This is a genomic window from Arthrobacter sp. APC 3897 (assembly GCF_030407495.1).
In the GTDB taxonomy this organism is placed as follows: domain Bacteria; phylum Actinomycetota; class Actinomycetes; order Actinomycetales; family Micrococcaceae; genus Arthrobacter_B.
On record NZ_JASDDG010000020.1, the window covers coordinates 34,869 to 53,021 of the forward strand.

14 protein-coding genes are annotated in these 18,153 nt (G+C 64.5%); 7 read left to right on the plus strand and 7 right to left on the minus strand.

The window, feature by feature from the left end; all coding sequences use genetic code 11:
• Window positions 1-6: 6 nt before the first annotated feature.
• Together QMA10_RS10940 and QMA10_RS10945 are read left to right on the plus strand one after the other, a co-directional pair.
• Window positions 7-636: a DUF3000 domain-containing protein gene (locus tag QMA10_RS10940; RefSeq protein WP_290168380.1), complete on the plus strand. Its 630-nt coding sequence runs from the start codon at window positions 7-9 to the stop codon at window positions 634-636.
• An 88-nt stretch (window positions 637-724) separates the two neighbouring features.
• The gene (locus QMA10_RS10945; protein ID WP_290168301.1) at window positions 725-2,020 is read left to right on the plus strand and encodes an HRDC domain-containing protein; all 1,296 of its coding nucleotides are present in this window, start codon (window positions 725-727) and stop codon (window positions 2,018-2,020) included.
• 114 nt (window positions 2,021-2,134) lie between these two features.
• On the opposite strand, the gene QMA10_RS10950 is transcribed toward QMA10_RS10945, so the two are convergent.
• On the minus strand, window positions 2,135-3,883 hold the full coding sequence (locus QMA10_RS10950; RefSeq protein WP_290168302.1) for an immune inhibitor A domain-containing protein: 1,749 nt from the start codon (window positions 3,881-3,883) through the stop codon (window positions 2,135-2,137).
• Between the two features lie 309 nt (window positions 3,884-4,192).
• On the opposite strand from QMA10_RS10950, the gene QMA10_RS10955 reads away from it, so the two are divergent.
• The 3 genes from QMA10_RS10955 to QMA10_RS10965 are packed head-to-tail and all read left to right on the plus strand — an operon-like array spanning window position 4,193 to window position 5,648.
• The gene (locus QMA10_RS10955; RefSeq protein WP_290168303.1) at window positions 4,193-4,624 is read left to right on the plus strand and encodes a GNAT family N-acetyltransferase; all 432 of its coding nucleotides are present in this window, start codon (window positions 4,193-4,195) and stop codon (window positions 4,622-4,624) included.
• On the plus strand, window positions 4,621-5,151 hold the full coding sequence (locus QMA10_RS10960; RefSeq protein WP_290168305.1) for a hypothetical protein: 531 nt from the start codon (window positions 4,621-4,623) through the stop codon (window positions 5,149-5,151). Before QMA10_RS10955 ends, QMA10_RS10960 begins: the two co-directional genes overlap by 4 nt.
• A complete protein-coding gene (locus QMA10_RS10965; RefSeq protein ID WP_290168306.1) occupies window positions 5,148-5,648 on the plus strand; it encodes a hypothetical protein in 501 nt (166 codons plus the stop codon). The genes QMA10_RS10960 and QMA10_RS10965 overlap by 4 nt, the downstream gene beginning before the upstream one ends.
• Window positions 5,649-5,776: 128 nt before the next feature.
• On the opposite strand, the gene QMA10_RS10970 is transcribed toward QMA10_RS10965, so the two are convergent.
• From QMA10_RS10970 to QMA10_RS10995, 6 genes are all read right to left on the minus strand, one after another.
• Window positions 5,777-7,570: a 5'-nucleotidase C-terminal domain-containing protein gene (locus tag QMA10_RS10970; protein WP_290168307.1), complete on the minus strand. Its 1,794-nt coding sequence runs from the start codon at window positions 7,568-7,570 to the stop codon at window positions 5,777-5,779.
• 123 nt (window positions 7,571-7,693) lie between these two features.
• Window positions 7,694-8,224, minus strand: a complete 531-nt coding sequence (locus QMA10_RS10975; RefSeq protein ID WP_290168381.1) for a GNAT family protein — start codon at window positions 8,222-8,224, stop codon at window positions 7,694-7,696.
• Between the two features lie 97 nt (window positions 8,225-8,321).
• Window positions 8,322-10,877, minus strand: a complete 2,556-nt coding sequence (gene uvrA, locus QMA10_RS10980) for an excinuclease ABC subunit UvrA (RefSeq protein WP_290168310.1) — start codon at window positions 10,875-10,877, stop codon at window positions 8,322-8,324.
• A gap of 266 nt (window positions 10,878-11,143) precedes the next feature.
• Window positions 11,144-11,815, minus strand: a complete 672-nt coding sequence (locus tag QMA10_RS10985; protein ID WP_290168311.1) for a hypothetical protein — start codon at window positions 11,813-11,815, stop codon at window positions 11,144-11,146.
• A gap of 196 nt (window positions 11,816-12,011) precedes the next feature.
• Window positions 12,012-13,052 (minus strand): hemolysin family protein, encoded by a 1,041-nt coding sequence (locus tag QMA10_RS10990; RefSeq protein ID WP_290168313.1) that lies wholly within the window; start codon window positions 13,050-13,052, stop codon window positions 12,012-12,014.
• Entirely contained in the window at window positions 13,049-14,398 is a 1,350-nt protein-coding gene (locus tag QMA10_RS10995) for a hemolysin family protein (protein WP_290168316.1), read from the minus strand. Before QMA10_RS10995 ends, QMA10_RS10990 begins: the two co-directional genes overlap by 4 nt.
• Window positions 14,399-14,742: 344 nt before the next feature.
• Between QMA10_RS10995 and QMA10_RS11000 the strand changes: the two genes are divergently transcribed.
• Window positions 14,743-15,990, plus strand: coding sequence for a thiolase family protein (locus QMA10_RS11000; protein WP_290168318.1), 1,248 nt, complete (start codon window positions 14,743-14,745; stop codon window positions 15,988-15,990).
• A complete protein-coding gene (locus QMA10_RS11005; RefSeq protein WP_290168321.1) occupies window positions 15,990-18,131 on the plus strand; it encodes a 3-hydroxyacyl-CoA dehydrogenase NAD-binding domain-containing protein in 2,142 nt (713 codons plus the stop codon). Before QMA10_RS11000 ends, QMA10_RS11005 begins: the two co-directional genes overlap by 1 nt.
• The last annotated feature ends 22 nt before the right edge of the window (window positions 18,132-18,153 follow it).

Consider the following 18,153-nt stretch of genomic DNA (forward strand, 5'->3'; position numbering starts at 1 on the left):
AGTGCAATCGGTGACTTATCACAAGTACCCCCAGACTTCCTGAAAGCCCTCGGTTCGCTGCGGCGAGCCCGGTGCCGCCCTGAGCTGCATCTGAACGAGATCCCGGCACCGGCACGACTGGCTCCTTTTGCCGTGTCACTGGGTGCGGAGATCCTCGCGAGCGGACCGCTGGCGCGTGCTGAAGGCCTCGGCCACGGTCCGTCCGGGATCGTCATTCCGGAACAAACCGAGCTGGCCACCGGCCGCTTCATCCTCCTTCATGACCCGGAGGGGTCGGACGTGTGGAACGGAACCTTCCGGATTGTCACCTACATCCGGGCCGAGCTGGAACCTGATATGGGCAACGATGAACTTGTTGGCTCCGTCGCCTGGACCTGGCTCGTGGAAGCCCTGCAGGAACACCATGCCGGATACTCCAACGCCGGCGGCACCGCCACCCGCATCCTCTCCGAAAGCTACGGCACACTCGCCGGCCGCGGCGACGCAATCGACATTGAACTGCGGGCATCCTGGACACCGGATTCCGCCGACGTGCAGGAGCATTTGGAAGCATGGTCGGACATGGTCTGCACCTTCGCCGGGCTTCCTCCCCTGCCCGAGGGCGTGACGCCGCTGCCCAGGGCGCGCCGAAGCTAGGCTGCGGCACCCCTCTTTGGAGCATCGGAACAGGCGGGGCACCCGTGTGTCACTGCGGCACCGCCGGACTCGATAGACTGAAGTCCTTATGACCGCGCAGATACCCGGCTCCCCCGCCCAGAACCCTTCCGCCGATTTGACCGACGAACCCGTTGAGCTTCCGCTGCTGGAGGCTCCGAGAGACGGGGTGCCCCTGGTCATCGACACTCCCCGCGGATTGGAACGGGCTGCCAGGGCACTCGCCGCCGGCACCGGACCCGCAGGAGTGGACGCTGAACGGGCCTCGGGTTTCCGCTACGGCCAACGGGCTTTCCTGGTCCAGATTCGCCGGGAAGGATCCGGCACGTGGCTGATCGATCCGGAACCGTTCGACAACCTGGACATCATCAACGACGCCCTGCAGGGGGTGGAGTGGATTCTGCACGCCGCCACCCAGGACCTGCCCTGCCTCTCGGAACTGGGCATGTGGCCGGACAAGCTGTTCGACACGGAACTGGCCGCACGGCTGGCCGGACTGCCGCGCGTCGGCCTGGCCGCCGTGATTGAGAACCTGCTCGGCTTCACCCTGGCAAAGGAGCATTCGGCAGCCGACTGGTCCACCCGGCCGCTGCCCGAGCCGTGGCTGCGCTACGCCGCCCTGGACGTTGAGGTCCTCGCCGAGCTCCGCATAGAACTGATCAAGGTACTCGACGACGCCGGTAAGCTTTCCTTCGCGGAACAGGAGTTCGAAGCGATCCGCACGGCTCCCCCGGCTCCCCCGCGCGTGGACCCGTGGCGCCGCACCAGCGGCATGCACCAGTTGCGCGACCGCCGTCAGCTTGCCGTTGTCCGCGAACTGTGGACCGAGCGCGAGCACCTGGCCGAGAACAGGGACACCGCACCGGGCAGGCTCATTCCCGATTCCGCAATTGTGGCGGCCGCACGGGCCATGCCCGCCACCGTCCCTCAGCTGCTGGGCACCCCGGGCTTCCACGGCCGCGCCGCCCAGAAGGAAGCACCGCGCTGGCTGCGCTGCATTTCCGCCGGCCGGTCCGCATCAGACCTGCCCCCGCTGCACATTCCCACCCACGCGCCGCCGCCCCCGCGGGTATGGGCCAAGAATGATCCGGCAGCAGCGGCACGCCTGCAGACCGCGAAGCCGCGGCTGGCCGCCGTAGCCGAGCAGCTGAACCTGCCCGTCGAGAACCTGCTGACTCCCGACACCCTTCGCCGGGTGGCCTGGCGTCCTCCGGCCCAGATCAATCTGGAGTCCATCAGTTCCGCACTGCGTGACCTGGGCGCACGCCGGTGGCAGATTGATCAGACGGCTGCCGTCCTGACCGTGGCCTTCCTTGATCCGGACCCGCTGGTGGAAAAGGAAAAAGACACCGCCGGCTCCCGGTAGGGCCCGGCGGAGCGATCGGCACCCGCAGCAGCAAAGGGCGTGGCCCCGGGAGGATTCCCGGGGCCACGCCCTTACTTATGGACCGGCGAAGATGCGCCGGGCCGGCGGTTGGTCTTAGTTGACCCGTACGGTCATCATTCCCTTGGGATTGCTCTGGATGACCTGGATCTTGGTACCCGTTCCTGCCACGACAACGCTGGCCTGGGGATTGGCCGGATCGTAGTAGGCGTTCGGATTGGTGTCATCAAAAACGGCAACACCTGGCTGGGACGGAACGTTCAATGTGGTCATGCCGGCCGCCGTCTCGCGGTGCAGACTGATCGGGTCCGTAGCTTCCTTGCCGAACGTCGCATCGTAGCTCTGGATGCGGTTGCGGGCATACGCGCCGTCAGACCAGACCAGGCTCCGGGGATGTGAATCTACCGGAAGCACCAGGCCCGCACCTGGATGCTGTGACGTGTTGTTGTTCCGCTGCCCGGCGTTCCAGTAGGTGATCAGCATCCCGTTTTGGTACGGATAGTGTTCCACGGTGTCCGGGGCGCTGAGTGCCCAGCCAAAGTTGTACGGACCGGTTTCCAGCGTGCCGTCGTAGCCCATGTACTGGCGGTTCTCGGCGATGTAATACCGGCCGTTTCCGGCGGCGTCCCGCGGCAGCGTGACCACCAGGGCCTGCTGCTTCTTAGTGGCATGGAAGGACGGGCCAAGCTTATGCGTGGATTTTGTGCCCGCGGCAGCCACGTCATAGTCCAGCCAGCCGAGCTGCAGTTTCTCCCAGGCGCCCATGTGGTTGGGCGTGGTGCCGATGGAACCGTCACCGTGGCCCAGCCAGGATCCTGAACTCATGAGGGTCCAGAAGCCGGTGCCGTTGTCGCCGCCGGCGGTGTCATAGAGGTCCGGAAGGCCAAGGTCGTGGGCATATTCATGAGCGAAAACGCCCAGTCCGCCGTTCTCGGGCTCCGTGGTGTAGTCCCGGATCCAGACGTTGGAAGCTCCGATCTTGATGCCGCCGTAAAGGTTCATTGCCGGGCCGCTGGTACCCCGTCCCGCTTGTCCTACTGACCACCGGTGGGACCAAATGGCCGACGACGGCGCACCCGCCTCTTCTCCCTCACCGGCATGGATGGCCTGGAAGTGGTCGATGTAACCGTCCGGCTCGTCGAAGTTGCCGTTCTTGTTGTAGTCGTAGCGGTCCCACTGATCGAACGTGGCCAGGTACGCGTCAATGTCCGCGGCTGACTTTCCGGCCTCGATCTGGGAGTCGTACCAGGCGTTGGCCGCATCCTGCACAAAACGGGTCATGTCCGTCTGGCTCTCGGTTTCCCCATAGCTGGCCGAGTTGTACGGCACGGTGACCCAGTCGCTGACGTCACCGTCCACCGTGTACCGGCCGCTCGAAAGCTCTTCATAGAGAGTCTTCATGGACTCTTCCCGGGGGTGAAAGAACATATCCAGATAATGCTCGCGGTCGAACTTCGGCTCCCAGTAGGTTGAGTTGTCCGTGCTCCGGTCCGGTTCCGGAATCTGGTTCTGCGACGGTCCGGCCGAGGTATTCGGAAACCGCGGATCAGCCTGGTCACCAAAGCCAATGAGGAAGGACAGGATCTGGTCGCTGTCTTCGAGTCCGTATTCGGCCCATTGCCCCGGGGCAACCTGCACGGCCTTCGACCCGCCGCGGTTCTGGACCGGGGCTTCACCGCGGATCACCTTTTCCACCGCCTGCTGATTCAGCGCACGCTTTTCGGCGGCAGCTGCGTCCGGACGGTCATCCATTTTCCCGGGGCTGCCGCCGGCTCCCGGAGATCCCGCAACGGAACCGCCGTCCCCTGCGCCCGGCTGGGAGGGCGGAGCGGCTACAGCGGCCAAGGGAGAAAGCAAAAGGACACTGCTGACAGCCAGCACTGCTGCTTTCCGCGCATTCCTGCGCCTGTTTCGACGAATCAAGTGATCCCCTTAGAACAAAACTTCACGGGTGGAAGTGTGATGGGACAAAGGTACGGCCCGTTTGGATTAGGACGGAAAACACAGCGGCACTGTTTGGCTATTTCGAGGAAATGCAGAGAAATATCCAATGCACCTCTTTCTAAAATCCTCTTCTCCCTGTACAGAGTAGACGCCATGGATTTTGGCGGAATTCCAGGGCATTTGACCCAGACGTACAGATAGGCTGTCACCGTGCCCAGACTGGAATACGCCGCCGGACCCGATTTGCCGCTGACCGACGTCGTCCGGCTTTATGACTCGGTGGGTTGGAGCGCCTACACCAGCGACCCGGACAACCTGGCAGCTGCCCTCGCGGGCTCCACGCTGCTGGCGGTTGCCCGTTACGACGGCACCCTGGTGGGCCTGGCCAGGATTATCTCCGACGGTCACTCCGTCTGTTACCTGCAGGATGTCCTGGTTGATCCCCGGCACCAGCGAACCGGATTGGGCCGGAGACTGGTCGAATTTGTCCTGGCGCCGTACTCCCACGTCCGCCAGAAGGTATTGCTCACCGACACCGAGCCCGGTCAGAAGGCGTTCTACGAATCGCTCGGCTACCGGCAGGCAGGCGGTGACACCGGCAGCGGATTGCCGCTGCGGGCATTCGTCCGGTTCGATTCATGAAGCAGTCTGTGCAACACGGCGCCGCAGTCATTCTGCTGTCTTGTGCCGCCGCCGTTGTGGTGTTGATTGTCCGCGGCAATGACCCCGCTGCATGGGTGTTTTGCGGGTACTGTTTCGTCATGGCATCGATGCAGATCCGCCGGGAGCGCCGGACCGGCCGCCGTTATGCAGCCAGGAACCAGTTTGAGTGCCGGGTCCGGCCCGCCGCAGCTGCCGCCTCCCGGCCACGGTGGGCCCGTGCTCTCGCAACCCCCTATCCCGATTGGTTGACGCTGCAGCCGCTGTCCCGCAGTGCTGGGCCCAATGATGACCCGCTGGTGCTGCAGAGCTCCCATTTCGCAGGAATGCGCAGGGCCGAACTTTCCGAATCCCTGTTCCGGTTCAACCCCGGCTGGCACATCGCAAGCTTCCGCAGCGGCGGCGGGGACATTCTGCTTGCTGCCCCGTCCGCGTCCCTGACGGCGTTTATCGAACCCGCCTCGCTGCGGGGCCCGCAGCACCGCCCCGCGCCGGAGGATCAGCCATGATCATGGGCGTATTCGTCATGGCATGGGCGCTCGGACTGTGGTCCCTGCTGAAAAACACCATCGAGGTACGCGGCTATGTTCCGCCCTCATGGTGGTGGACAACCCTGCCGTTCAGCGTCGTCGGATTTATCACCGCCGTGTCAACGAAGTCCCCTTTTGCGGGCATCGCTGTCGGATTAGTTGCAGCCGTCGCCGTGCATCTCTGGGCATCGGCCAAATACCGCAAAAAGCATCTGCGCGCGGAGGAATTGCCTTCCTATGTGGGACGGCACGGCGTTGTCACCGAAGCTATTACGAGCCTTGACTACGGGAGATTGAATCTGGAAGGCACGGTGGAGATCGAGGACGGACGCACTGTTTATGCCATTACCCGGGGCCTCGCAGAGAAAGAGGCTTTGCCTAAAGGTTCCCTGGTCCGGATTGTCGGCACCACCCCCGGCGACTGGGCCGTTGTTGAGCCGGTCGGAGAGTTCAACGACGGCTACCTGATGCGCTGAGAGCTTCACCCGATTAGGGAACGCTCCCGCGTCCTGCGCCGGTGCAGGGCAGACCTCTGCCCTCCCCTTGTTCCGCGCAGCTGGATCCGGGATTCCAGCTGCGCGGAACTATGCGGGCAAGAGGGTGCCTAGTCGAAGACGGGAACCCCGCTGCGGACCAGGCGCCAGTTGTTGTCGGCAAAGTCCGCCGGGTTAACGGTTCCCTGAGCCACCACGTAGTCAATGAGCAGCTGGCGGATTTCCGTCTGCTGGTTGACCAGCACCGGAGCCATGGCGATGTGCGGGAAGTTGCCGCCGCCGGACTGCCGGTAGTTGTTTGTGGCTACCGCGAAGCGCTGCACCGGATCCACCGGAGCACCGTTGAAGCTCAGGTTGACGATGCGCTCCCCCACCGGGCGGCTGATATCGATGTCATAGTCAATGCCGGACAGCATGTCGTAGTTGTAGTCCGGAGTTCCGTCGGCGTTGGTCAGCGTGGCGGGATCCACCGGGGCGCCCGGCGCCGTTTGAATGAAGTACTTCGCTGAGTACTCCAGGTAATCCTTGACCTGGGCACCGGTCATCTCCACCCCGAAGAGGGTGTTCGGAAAGACGTACAGCCCGGCCAGGTCGCGGATGGTCACCGGACCGGCGGGGATTTCAGCGGTACGGCTGAAAGGAGCCACCAGGGAGAGCACGGGCAGATCCGCGCTGGGGCCGCCGTCGAGCGCCCGGTCCACCGCCTGGGCCTGGACCGAACTCACGAAGTCCATGACGGCTGTGTCGCGGTAGCGTGACTCCGCCGCAGGCATGGACTCGGTGGCCGTGCCGATGGGCGTATTGACGTAATCAATGACCCGCTGGTGCTGTTCGGCCACCAGCTTGGAGATTTTCGGATCCGCCTCAACGGTGTTGGCGTTCAGCAGCGAGGACGACGCCGAGGTAACGTCCCATTGGCCGCGCACCTTGGTCAGTTCAAAGTCCATCACGGACAGGCGCATCCCCCAGTTCAGCGGTTCGGTCAGCAGCACCTGATCGCCGGTGACCTTGTTGGTCACGAAGCGTTCCGGGATTTCCTGGTGGGCGTGTCCCACCAGGACGGCGTCGATGCCGGGCACTGTTTCGGCCAGTTGCGTGGATGCGTTCTCCAGCGGCAGCTCGGGACCGTAGGAGGACGTTCCCGAGGTTCCGGAGTGGGCGCTGACCACCACAACGTCTGCGCCCCGGGCCTTCATCTGCGGCACATATTTCTGTGCCTGTTCCACAATTCCCGGGAACTCAAGCTTGCCGTCGACGTTGTTTTTGTCCCAAATGGCCACCCCGGGATTCGTAAGGCCCAGAATGCCGACCTTCACGGGCTTGTTGCCCTTGGTCTTCACCGTTTTGATGATGTACGGGGTGAAAGCCGGCTTCCCGGACTTCACATCCACAGCATTTGCTCCGAGCAGCGGGAAATCCAGCTGGCTTTCAAACTTCCGCAGCAGGTCCAGCCCATAATTGAATTCGTGGTTGCCCAGCGCCGCTGCGTCATAATCCATCGCGTTCATGGCGGCAGCCATCGGATGAATTTCCCCGGTTTCGGTGATCGGCTCCGTGTTGGCGAAGTAGTCCGTCAGCGAGGTGCCCTGAATGGTGTCGCCGGCGTCGATCAGCAGCGTGGAAGCCCGGCCCCTGTCGGCCCGAACGGTGTCCACCAGGGTGGAGATCTTGGCCAGTCCAACGTCGTTGGAGGCGGCGTCGTCGTATTCGCCGTCCTTGAAGTAATCCCAGTTTTCGATGTAGCCGTGCAGGTCCGAAGTGCCCAGAACCGTGACGGTTGTTTTCTGGTCCTTACCTGCGTGCTCCGGCGGTGCGGCGGCTGCCGGAGCCATTGAGACGAGTGTCAGTGCGAGAACGGCGGTGACTGCGGTGGCAGCACCCGGCCGCCGGGTGAATGGAAACATCAATGTTTGGTCAGCTCCTCATAGTGCGTGCATTGTCCCCCTCAGGCACCCTTGCAGGTTTCACGGCAATTCGGGAACAGGCGCACGAAAAATTCACGGGGAATTTTCGTGATGAAGGAAGCGTCAGGATTCCTTTTCCCGCTTTATCGGCGGTTCGAGGATCCGCTGGAAAAGAAGGTGGTCCTGCCAGTACCCGGCGATTTTCAGGTAGTGCGGAGCCTGTCCGATCCTTTCGAACCCGCAGTTGTTCAGAACTTGCTGTGACGCGGCGTTGTGCAGCAGGGTCGCAGCCTGGATCCGGTGCAGGCCCAGGTGCGCCCGTGCGGTTTCGACCACGGCTTTCACCGCCGCTGTGCCAAGGCCGCGTCCGGCGTATTCCCCGTCGATCCAGTAGCCCAGGTTCGCTGAGAGAAACGGGCCGCGGACGATTCCGGCCAGAGTCACGGTCCCGACTATCCGGTCTCCGCCGGCGAGGACCCAAGGCACTTCGCTGCCGTCCCGGTACAGGGCATGCTTGGCGTTGATGACGGACCGCTGGCCTTCCTCGGTGAAGAAGGGGCCCGGGCGCAGCGGTTCCCACGGCGCAAGATAGCTCCGGTTCCGCTGGTATGCGGCTGCGAGGGCTGCGGCGTCTTCAGCCGTCAACACGGACATCCGGATGGCGCCGGGCAGTAAGGTGGCGGGCAGGTCCTGCGGGTCGGTGAGCACGTCACAGCCTAACCCGGAGCAAGAGCCGGAAGGCGTCCATGAATTACCGGAGCGTCTGGAGAGCCGCCTTGAGGTAGGGCGCCGTCCGGCTGGCATCACACGCTGCCACCTCGGATGGGGTTCCCGCACAGATGATCCGGCCGCCGTCGTCGCCCCCGGACGGGCCCATGTCGATGACCCAGTCCGCAGCAGCCACCACGTTCATGGAGTGCTCCACCACCACCACGGTGTTCCCGGTCTCCACGAGCCGGTTCAGTTGGGCCAGCAGCAGGCGCACATCCTGGGGATGCAGTCCGGTGGTGGGCTCGTCCAGCAGGTACAGGGTGTGCCCCCGCCGGGCCCGCTGCAGCTCGGTCGCCAGCTTGATCCGCTGGGCCTCGCCGCCGGAGAGTTCGGTGGCCGGCTGGCCCAGGCGCAGGTAGCCCAGGCCGACGTCGAGCAGGGTCTGCAGGCTCCGTGCCGCTGCCGGGACATCGGCAAGGAACTCCGCCGCTGTCTCCACCCGCATGCCCAGCACATCCGCGATGTTCTTGCCGCGGTAGGTGACCTCGAGGGTCTCCTCGTTGTAGCGCGCACCGTGGCACTGCGGGCAGGGACCGTAGGTTCCCGGGAGGAACAGCAGTTCGACGGCGAGGAAGCCTTCGCCCTGGCAGGTCGGGCAACGTCCGCTGGCCACGTTGAAGGAGAACCGGCCGGCAGTGTAGCCGCGGGCCTTGGCCTCATCAGTGCCCGCGTAGAGCTTGCGCACGGCATCGAACAGCCCGGTGTAGGTGGCCAGGTTGGAACGCGGTGTGCGTCCAATGGGACGCTGGTCCACCTTCACCAGCCGGTCCAGATGCTCAAGCCCGGCAATATCGCGCACCGTGGCGCCGGGATCGACGTCGTCCTCCGGATCCGCTTCCGGGTCCCCTGCGTGCTCTGCGGCCATGGCCGCAGACCCGTTGACGTGTTGACCCACGGTTTCAGCCAGCACCTGGCTCACGAGGGTCGACTTTCCGGAGCCGGAGACCCCGGTGACGGCTGTGAGGACACCCAGCGGAATCTCGGCGTCGAGTTCTCGCAGGTTGTGCCGGCTGATGCCCTTGAGGTTCAGCCACCTCTCGGGCGTCCGGTCGGCCGAGGCCGGTTCCTCCGCTTCCCGGAACAGGAACGGGCGGGTGGCACTTTCTTTCACCTGCGCCAACCCCTCCACAGGGCCGCTGTACAGGACGGTGCCGCCGCCGTCGCCGGCCTGCGGTCCCACGTCCACAATCCATTCAGCGCTGCGGACCACGTCCATGTTGTGCTCGACGACGAAGACGGAGTTTCCGGCTTCCTTCAGCTCCTGCAGAACGGCCAGCAACGGCTCGGCATCGGCCGGATGCAGGCCGGCGGACGGCTCGTCCAGGACGTAGATGACGCCGAACAGGCCCGAGCGCAGCTGGGTGGCGATGCGCAGGCGCTGCATTTCACCCGGCGACAGCGTGGGCGTGGACCGGGACAGGCTCAGGTAGCCCAGTCCCAGATCGATCAGGATCTTCAGCCGGGACAGCAGGTCCCGGGTGATGGTGACGGCAACTTCGGTGTCCTCGTTGGAGGCTGCCGACCGCGACGCCGTTCCCGCAGCCTTCAGCTCCGCCGTCGGCCGGATGATTTCCGCCAGCTCGCCCAGGGTGGCGCCGTTCAGTTCGGCGATGTTCCGGCCGGCGAACGTGACGGCGAGCGCCTCGGGGCGCAGGCCGGCGCCGCCGCAGACCGGGCAGGGGCCGGAGACCATGTATTCGAGCACGCGCGTGCGCATCTGCTCGCTGCCCGAGTCGGCCAGGGTATGCAGCACGTAGGACTTTGCGCTCCAGAACCGCCCCTTGTAGGGCTTGGCCACGCGGTCCCGCTGCGGGGTAATCATGACCACGGGCTGTTCGTCAGTGAAAAGGATCCAGTCGCGGTCCTTCTTCGGCATTTTCTTCCACGGCACGTCGACGTCGTAGCCGAGCTGGATGAGGATGTCGCGCAGGTTCTTGCCCTGCCAGGCACCGGGCCAGGCGGCAATGGCGCCGTCGCGGATGCTCAGGTCCGGGTTCGGCACCAGCGAATCCTCGGTGACGGTGTGGGCAATCCCCAGTCCGGAGCATTCCCGGCAGGCGCCGGCCGCCGTGTTGGGTGAGAACGCGTCCGAGTCCAGGCTGCCCGGCTCTGCGTCCGCCGGGTAGGTGCCGCCGCGGGAGAAGAGCATGCGCATGGAATTGGAGAGGGTAGTCAGCGTTCCCACGGTGGAGCGTGAGCTCGGCGTGCCGCGGCGCTGCTGGAGCGCGACGGCGGGAGGCAGGCCCGTAATTTCCTCCACCTTGGGGGTGTGGCCCTGGGACAGCAGGCGCCGCGCATAGGGTGCCACGGACTCAAAGTACCGGCGCTGGGCCTCTGCGTAGATGGTGCCGAAGGCAAGGGATGACTTGCCGGAACCGGAGATTCCCGTGAAGGCAACGATCGCGTCGCGCGGGATCTCGACGTCGACATTGCGCAGGTTGTTCTCCTGCGCTCCGCGCACACGGACCATGCCGTTGGAGCTCACGTCCGAACTCACGGGCGGGGCGGTTTCTGGGGAGGACTCAGCGATACTCATCCTTTTCAGGGTACCGAGGAGCGCGGGGCAGGGCTAAATGGTAAGCCTGCTTTCCGCTTAGCGCGTGACTGCAGCCAAGTTTTGCCATTTCATCGTGCAGATCCGGGGCTCAAACCGCCGGTCCGCGGATCCTTCGTGCAGCTCCGGGGCCCAAACACGTCGATTAGTCCCTTCTGGTCCCTTGATCTGCACGAAGGATTTCGGCAGATGCCGTTATCTGCGCGAAGGATCCGGCTCAGCATCCTGTTCCCAAAAGGCCGGTCCGCTTAGCGCACCAACGTGTCCGGCAGCGTGACGCCTTCGGGCAGCTCAGGAGCTTCGAACTTCTGCCGATCGCACTCATCGCGAAGCTGCGGGTACGTGTCCGCGATGAGATCCAGGATCCGGTTGCGCACCACCAGGTAGGCCTCCCCCACGCCGACGACACCCTTGAATTCCTTGAGTTCTTCCTCGTAGGAGGTCTGCTTGTGCCGCAGATAGTTCACGGTCAGCCGGTCAAGCCGTGCCTTGGACGTCTTGCGGCTGGCCGGAGACTGGCTGCGCCGGAGCCTGCTGTTGAAGTGGGCGATAGCTTTGTCCTGCATCTGCTGCCACGGCTCAGGCTCGATCCGCAGCTCCAGCGCCTCGGCTGCCGCAACGGCTTCCTTCTTTTTCGCCAGCGCGCGGGTCCGGGCCGCAATCTGCCGGGTTCGGGACGCTTCCCGCGCCTTCCGGTATTCGGGGGTGGCTTCGATGGCTTCGACGCGCTCCAGCGCGTACAGCTTCATGGGAGCGGCCTTGCGGGAAAACGGATTGCGCGCGGTCTGGTCCGGTTCAGGCAGGAACGTCTTGATCTGCGTGTCCGTCCAGCCGCGGTCCTTCTTCAGGTCGTTGGCAATCAGCAGGCCTTCGCTGTTGGCCGGCTTGGGCCGCGGCGGATGGTGTTTTCCTCGGGACAATGCAGACTCCACATTTCTGAACGTGCGGCGGGACGGGAACCCATCCATTCTAGTGAGCCCTGGGTATTCGGCCGAAAACCGCCCAGTCCCCTGCCGTTGTCGCTGCAGGAGCCCGGCCGGTTTAAACAGCTCCGCCGGCCCCCATGAAGGGGCAGCCGGCGGAAGCGGTCAGTCAACCGGAGATCGATGTCGGACGCTACACGGTGGTGGCGTCCTGCACCTCGCCCACCAGTTCTTCGATGATGTCCTCCAGGAACAGCACGCCGGTGGTGTTGCCCTCGGCGTCGAAGACCCGGGCTACGTGGGCACCGGTGCGGCGCATGGTGGCCAGGGCGTCCTCGAGCTCGCTGCCGACAAAGGCGGAAGCCAGCCGGCGGATGCGCTTGGCGGGCACCGGAGCGGTGAACTTTTCCGGCCGGGTCAGGTCCATGACGTCCTTGAGGTGAAGATAGCCGCTCGGAACGCCGTCACCGTCCGTCAGGATGTACCGCGAGTAGCCGTGGCGGCTCACAGCCTCCTGGATGTCTGCCGGGGTGGCGGTTTCCGGCAGGAGCACCATCCTGTCGATGGGAACCTCAACGTCGGCAACGGTCTTGTTCGTGAACTCGAAGGCAGCACTCAGGGTGCCGCTGGCGTCGGCCAGCATTCCCTCGCGTGTGGACTGCTCCACGATGTTGGCCACTTCGTCCATGGTGTAGGCGCTGGTTGCCTCATCCTTGGGCTCCACTTTGAACAGGCGAAGGATGCTGTTGGCTATCCCGTTCAGCGACCAGATCACCGGTTTGAAAATCCGGGCCACCATCACCAGCGGAGGAGCCAGAATGAGCGCGGCACGGGTGGGCACGGAGAACGAGATGTTCTTGGGGACCATCTCGCCAATGACTACGTGCAGGAACGTCACGAGCATCAGAGCCACTGCAAAGGCGATGATGCTGATGGCGTCAGCCGAAAGCGAGGTCAACCCCAGCGGGATTTCCAGCAGATGGTGAATGGCCGGTTCGGAAACGTTCAGGATCACCAGGGAGCAGACGGTGATGCCCAGCTGCGCCGTGGCCAGCATGAGTGTGGCGTGCTCCATGGCCCAAAGGGTGGTTTTGGCAGCCTTGGAACCGGCGTCAGCCTTCGGCTCAATCTGTGAGCGGCGGGCTGAAATAACGGCAAACTCTGCACCGACAAAGAAGGCATTGACAGCCAGGAGGACAAAGAGCCAGATAATTCCGGGAAGATATTCGCTCATGCCAGGTCCTTCGTCAGCTCGTCAATGATCTGGTCATGGGCGCTCGGCAGCGATCCCTCCGTGGGGGTAAAGCGCAGCCGCTCAACATGGGTTCCGACCACCCGCTCCACGCGCAGGACACCGTTATCCAGGGTTACCTCATCGCCGAGTTCCGGAATCCGGTCCAGACGGTCGGTGACAAAGCCGGCGAGGGTGTCGTATTCCTCGCCGTCGGGTACGACGACTCCGGTGCGGTCCCGCAGTTCGTCCGGGCGCAGCGACGCGTCAAACGTCAGCGAGCGGCCGGACCGGACGACGCCGACACGGGCGCGGTCGTGCTCGTCCTCAAGCTCGCCCACGATCTCCTCGACCAGGTCTTCCAGCGTCACAATGCCGGCGGTGCCGCCGTGTTCATCCGAGACCACAGCCACCTGCAGTCCCTGCTGGCGCAGCAGACCCAGAAGGGAGTCCACACCCATGGACTCGGGCACCCGAAGAGCTTCGACCATCATCTCTCCGGCGGTGATCCCGCTGCGCTCCGCGATGTTGACGGCGAAGGCCTGCTTCACGTGCAGTACGCCCAGAATGTCGTCGGAATCGCGGCCAATCACCGGGAACCGGGAGTACCCGGTGGAAACGGCTGCCTCAATCACCTGCTCAGCTGTGTCGGTTGCGGCGACGGAGCGCATCCGGACGCGGGGAGTCATGACATCGGCGGCCGTGTGGTCCGAGAACCGCAGGGTGCGGCTGAGCAGCTGTGCGTGATCCTGGTCCAGGACGCCTTCCAGCGCAGACCGGCGAACCAGGGAGCTGAGTTCCTCCGCGCTGCGGGCACCGGAGAGTTCTTCCTTCGGCTCGATGCCGAAAGAACGGATAATCGCGTTGGCGGTGTTGTTGAAGAGCAGAATGACTGGCTTGAACACCGTGGTGAACAGGCTCTGGAACGGAACAACAATCTTGGCGGTTTCCCGCGGGAGGGCCAGGGCGAAGTTCTTCGGCACCAGTTCGCCGATGATCATCGAAAACACGGTAGCCAGGAAGATACCGATAACGGCACCTGCTCCGCCGACCACTGCCTCCGGAACTCCAACAGCCAGCATCGGCTCACGCAGCAGGGAGCTGATGGCCGGTTCAAAGGTGTAGCCCGTCAGCAGTGTGGTGAGCGTAATGCCCAGCTGCGCACTGGAAAGGTGCGTCGAGGTGATCTTGAGGGCTTTGATGGTGGGGCCCAGGCGTTTTTCGCCTTGGGCCTGCCGTGCCTCCAGGTCATTGCGGTCAAGATTGACCAGCGCAAATTCCGAGGCAACGAACAGCCCGGTTCCGACCGTAAGAACGAGGCCGACCGCGAGCATGATCAGTTCATACATTGAGGCGCCCCTCTCTGGTTGTGGCCGGAAGTCCGGTCAGAGCGTGGAGGGGCAAGGGTTTATGTGAGGGAGGGTCATCCATAGTCAGACGATAATACGGGAAAAGACTGAACATTTGCTGAGCGGGCAGCCGTTCGCTCACAGGTGAGCGAAGACAGTGGAGAAACGATCCCCGTCCCGCAGCCCGCTCCTCAGGCCGCACATCTGCCCCGCGCCGTCATCCGTTACGCCGGCCGGCGGTATGTCGGTAGTGTCGACTGAACGGTGGTTGCAGGCTATGTTACTCACGAGTAACATCGGTTGCCGGACAGTGTTCCGTTTCATATCTCAAAGAGGAGTTGCACGTGAGCCCACAAAGCCGAGCACGGCAGATCAGGGACGTAGTTTTCGTTGACGGAGTGCGCACCCCGTTCGGAAAAGCCGGCGAAAAAGGCATGTACGCGGGAATGCGTGCCGATGACCTGGTGGTCAAGTGCATCCGTGAACTGATGCGGCGCAACCCCTCCCTTCCGCCCGAGCGCGTTGACGAGGTAGCCATTGCAGCCACCACGCAGACCGGCGACCAGGGCCTGACGATCGGCCGCACCGCAGCACTGCTCGCCGGCCTGCCGCAGTCCGTCCCCGGCTTCGCCATCGACCGCATGTGCGCCGGCGCCATGACGGCTGTGACCACTACGGCTTCCGGCATCGGCTTCGGCGCGTACGACGTCGTCATCGCCGGCGGTGTGGAGCACATGGGCAACCACCCGATGGGCCAGGGCGCTGATCCCAACCCCCGTTTTGTCACCGAACGGATTGTGGACCCCGCTGCCCTGAACATGGGCAACACCGCCGAGAACCTGCATGACCGTTTCCCGGACATCACCAAGGAACGCACCGACGCGTACGCCGCCGCCAGCCAGGAGAAGCTTGCCAAGGCTTACGCCAACAACCTGATCCAGCCGGACCTGGTCCCGGTCGCCTCCAAGAAGGCCGGCAAGGGCTGGACGCTGAACTCCGTGGATGAGGGACCCCGCCCGGGCACCACTGTGGAGGACCTTGCCGACCTGCGCACCCCCTTCCGTGCCCACGGCCGCGTCACCGCCGGTAACGCCTCCGGCCTAAACGACGGCGCCACCACCGCGCTGCTCGCTTCCGCCGACGCCGCCGAGGAACTCGGCCTGCCGGTCAAGATGCGCCTGGTCGGCTACGCCTTTGCCGGCGTGGAACCGGAGGTCATGGGCTACGGCCCCGTGCCCGCCACCGAAAAGGTCCTGAAGCAGACCGGCCTGTCCATTGAGGACATCGGCCTGTTTGAAATCAACGAGGCCTTCGCCGTCCAGGTGCTGTCCTTCCTGGACTTCTACGGCATCGCCGACGACGACCCCCGGGTCAACCGCTACGGCGGCGCCATCGCCGTCGGACACCCGCTGGCCTCCTCCGGCGTACGCCTCATGAACCAGCTCGCCCGCCAGTTCGAGGAAGATCCCTCCGTGCGCTACGGCATGACCACCATGTGCATTGGTCTGGGCATGGGAGCCACCATCATCTGGGAAAACCCGAACCACCCCGGCTACAACACCGACACCGAGTCCACGGAGGCCACGAAGTAATGTCTGCTCCCGATTACCAGCGCCTCGCGGGCCTCTTCCCCACCGAGGTTGTCACCCACTCCTACGTCTCCGACATCGAGCTGCCCGGCGGCGCAGGCACCTTCGCGCTGATCACCCTGGACAACGACGTCGACCACACCCGTCCCACCACGCTGGGCCCCAACACGCTGCTGGAACTGGGCGAGGTGCTGGATTCCCTGAAGGCACGCGCCGGCGCGGGCGAAATTGTCGGCGTCGGCGTCACCGGCAAGCCGCACTATCTGGTGGCCGGCGCCGATCTGTCCGCCACGCAGAAGCTTGCCTCCTACGAGGACGGACTGGCCATGGCCAGTCTGGGCCACGAGGTCTACGGCAAGCTGCACACCCTGGGTGTACCCAGCTTCGCCTTCATTAACGGCGTGGCCCTGGGCGGCGGGCTGGAAATTGCCCTGCAGTCCCAGTACCGCACCGTCTCCACCGGCGCCGGTGCTTTGGCCCTGCCGGAAGCCTTCATCGGCCTGGTCCCGGGCTGGGGCGGCGTTTACATCCTGCCGCGCCTGATCGGACCGGAGAATGCCGTCAAGGTGATGATCGAGAACCCGCTGAGCAACAACCGGACCCTCTCCGGTCCGGCGGCGTTCAAGCTGGGCATCGCCGACGCGATGTTTGAACCGGCCGACTTCGTGGAGCAGTCCCTTGCCTGGGCCGCCCGCGTCATCATGGGCGAAGAGGAAGTATCCCGGCCCAACGCGGCCGATCCTGCCGCCACCCCCGAGGCCTGGGACGCCGCCGTCGCACACGGCCGTGCCGTGGTGGAAGCCCGCACCTCCAACGCCGCTCCCGCACCTGCCAAGGTGCTGGACCTGCTGGAGGCCGGCAAGAACTGGACCGCCGAGCAGTCCCGTGACGCCGAGTGCGAGGCCCTGGCCGAGCTGATGCAGACCCCGCAGTTCCACTCCACCGTCTACGCGTTCCTGGACCTGGTCCAGAAGCGCGGCAAGCGTCCCGCCGGTGCTCCGGATAAGAAGCTGGCCCGCCCGGTGTCCAAGGTGGGCGTGGTGGGCGCCGGCCTGATGGCCAGCCAGCTTGCCCTGCTGTTCGCCCGCCAGCTCAAGGTTCCCGTGGTGATGACGGACATTGACCAGGCACGCGTGGACAAGGGCGTGGGCTACGTGCACGCCGAGGTGGACAAGCTGCTGGCCAAGAAGCGCATCTCCCCCGATGCCGCCAACCGCACCAAGGCGCTGGTTTCGGGCTCGGTATCCAAGGAAGCGTTCTCCGATGCGGACTTCGTGATCGAGGCCGTCTTCGAGGAACTCTCCGTCAAGAAGCAGGTCTTCGCCGAGGTCGAGGCTGTTGTCTCCCCCGAATGCATCCTCGCCACCAACACCTCCTCACTTTCCGTGACGGAGATGGCCGCTGACCTCGAGCACCCCGAGCGCGTGGTGGGCTTCCACTTCTTCAACCCGGTGGCTGTCATGCCGCTGCTGGAAATCGTGCGCGCCCCCAAGACCGACGACGCCGTGCTGGCCACCGCGTTTGTCTTGGCCAAGGCGCTGAAGAAGACCGCCGTGCTGGTCAAGGACGACGCCGCGTTTGTGGTGAACCGCATCCTGGGCCGCATGTTCGGTGAAATCACCGCTGTCTTTGACGAGGGCACCGACGCCGCAACGGCCGACAATGCGCTGCGGCCCATGGGCCTGCCGATGTCACCGTTCACGCTGCTCGCCCTGGTGGGCCTGCCCGTAGGCCAGCATGTGCAGGAATCCCTCCACGCAGCCTTCGGCGAGCGGTTCTGGCTGTCGAAGAACTCCCAGAAGATCATCGATGCCGGCATCAAGTCCCTCTGGCAGAAGGACGAGGACGGGAAGCCGTACATTCCGGCCGAAACCCTGGAGATGCTGGACTTTGGCAACACGCCGTCCACCTCCGAGGAAGTTCTGCGCCGCACGCAGGATGCCCTGGCGGATGAGATCGGCCGCATGCTGGATGAAGGCGTTGTGGCAGGTCCCGAGGACATCGATCTGTGCATGATCCTGGGCGCCGGCTGGCCGATGCACCTGGGCGGCATCACGCCGTACCTGGACCGTGTCGGCGCCTCCGAGCGCGTGAACGGCAGGAAGTTCCATGCTGAGAAGGAACCGGCGCAGACCGCTTCCTAGTTCCGCGCAGTCCAGAAGGATC

Bases quoted from the DNA above. Each gene is read 5' to 3' on its own strand.
- QMA10_RS10945 (WP_290168301.1), top strand. From the start codon at position 725: ATGACCGCGCAGATACCCGGCTCCCCCGCCCAGAACCCTTCCGCCGAT.
- QMA10_RS10960 (WP_290168305.1), top strand. From the start codon at position 4,621: ATGAAGCAGTCTGTGCAACACGGCGCCGCAGTCATTCTGCTGTCTTGT.
- QMA10_RS10965 (WP_290168306.1), top strand. From the start codon at position 5,148: ATGATCATGGGCGTATTCGTCATGGCATGGGCGCTCGGACTGTGGTCC.
- QMA10_RS10970 (WP_290168307.1), bottom strand. From the start codon at position 7,570: ATGTTTCCATTCACCCGGCGGCCGGGTGCTGCCACCGCAGTCACCGCC.
- QMA10_RS10975 (WP_290168381.1), bottom strand. From the start codon at position 8,224: ATGTCCGTGTTGACGGCTGAAGACGCCGCAGCCCTCGCAGCCGCATAC.
- uvrA (WP_290168310.1), bottom strand. From the start codon at position 10,877: ATGAGTATCGCTGAGTCCTCCCCAGAAACCGCCCCGCCCGTGAGTTCG.
- QMA10_RS10990 (WP_290168313.1), bottom strand. From the start codon at position 13,052: ATGAGCGAATATCTTCCCGGAATTATCTGGCTCTTTGTCCTCCTGGCT.
- QMA10_RS10995 (WP_290168316.1), bottom strand. From the start codon at position 14,398: ATGTATGAACTGATCATGCTCGCGGTCGGCCTCGTTCTTACGGTCGGA.
- QMA10_RS11005 (WP_290168321.1), top strand. From the start codon at position 15,990: ATGTCTGCTCCCGATTACCAGCGCCTCGCGGGCCTCTTCCCCACCGAG.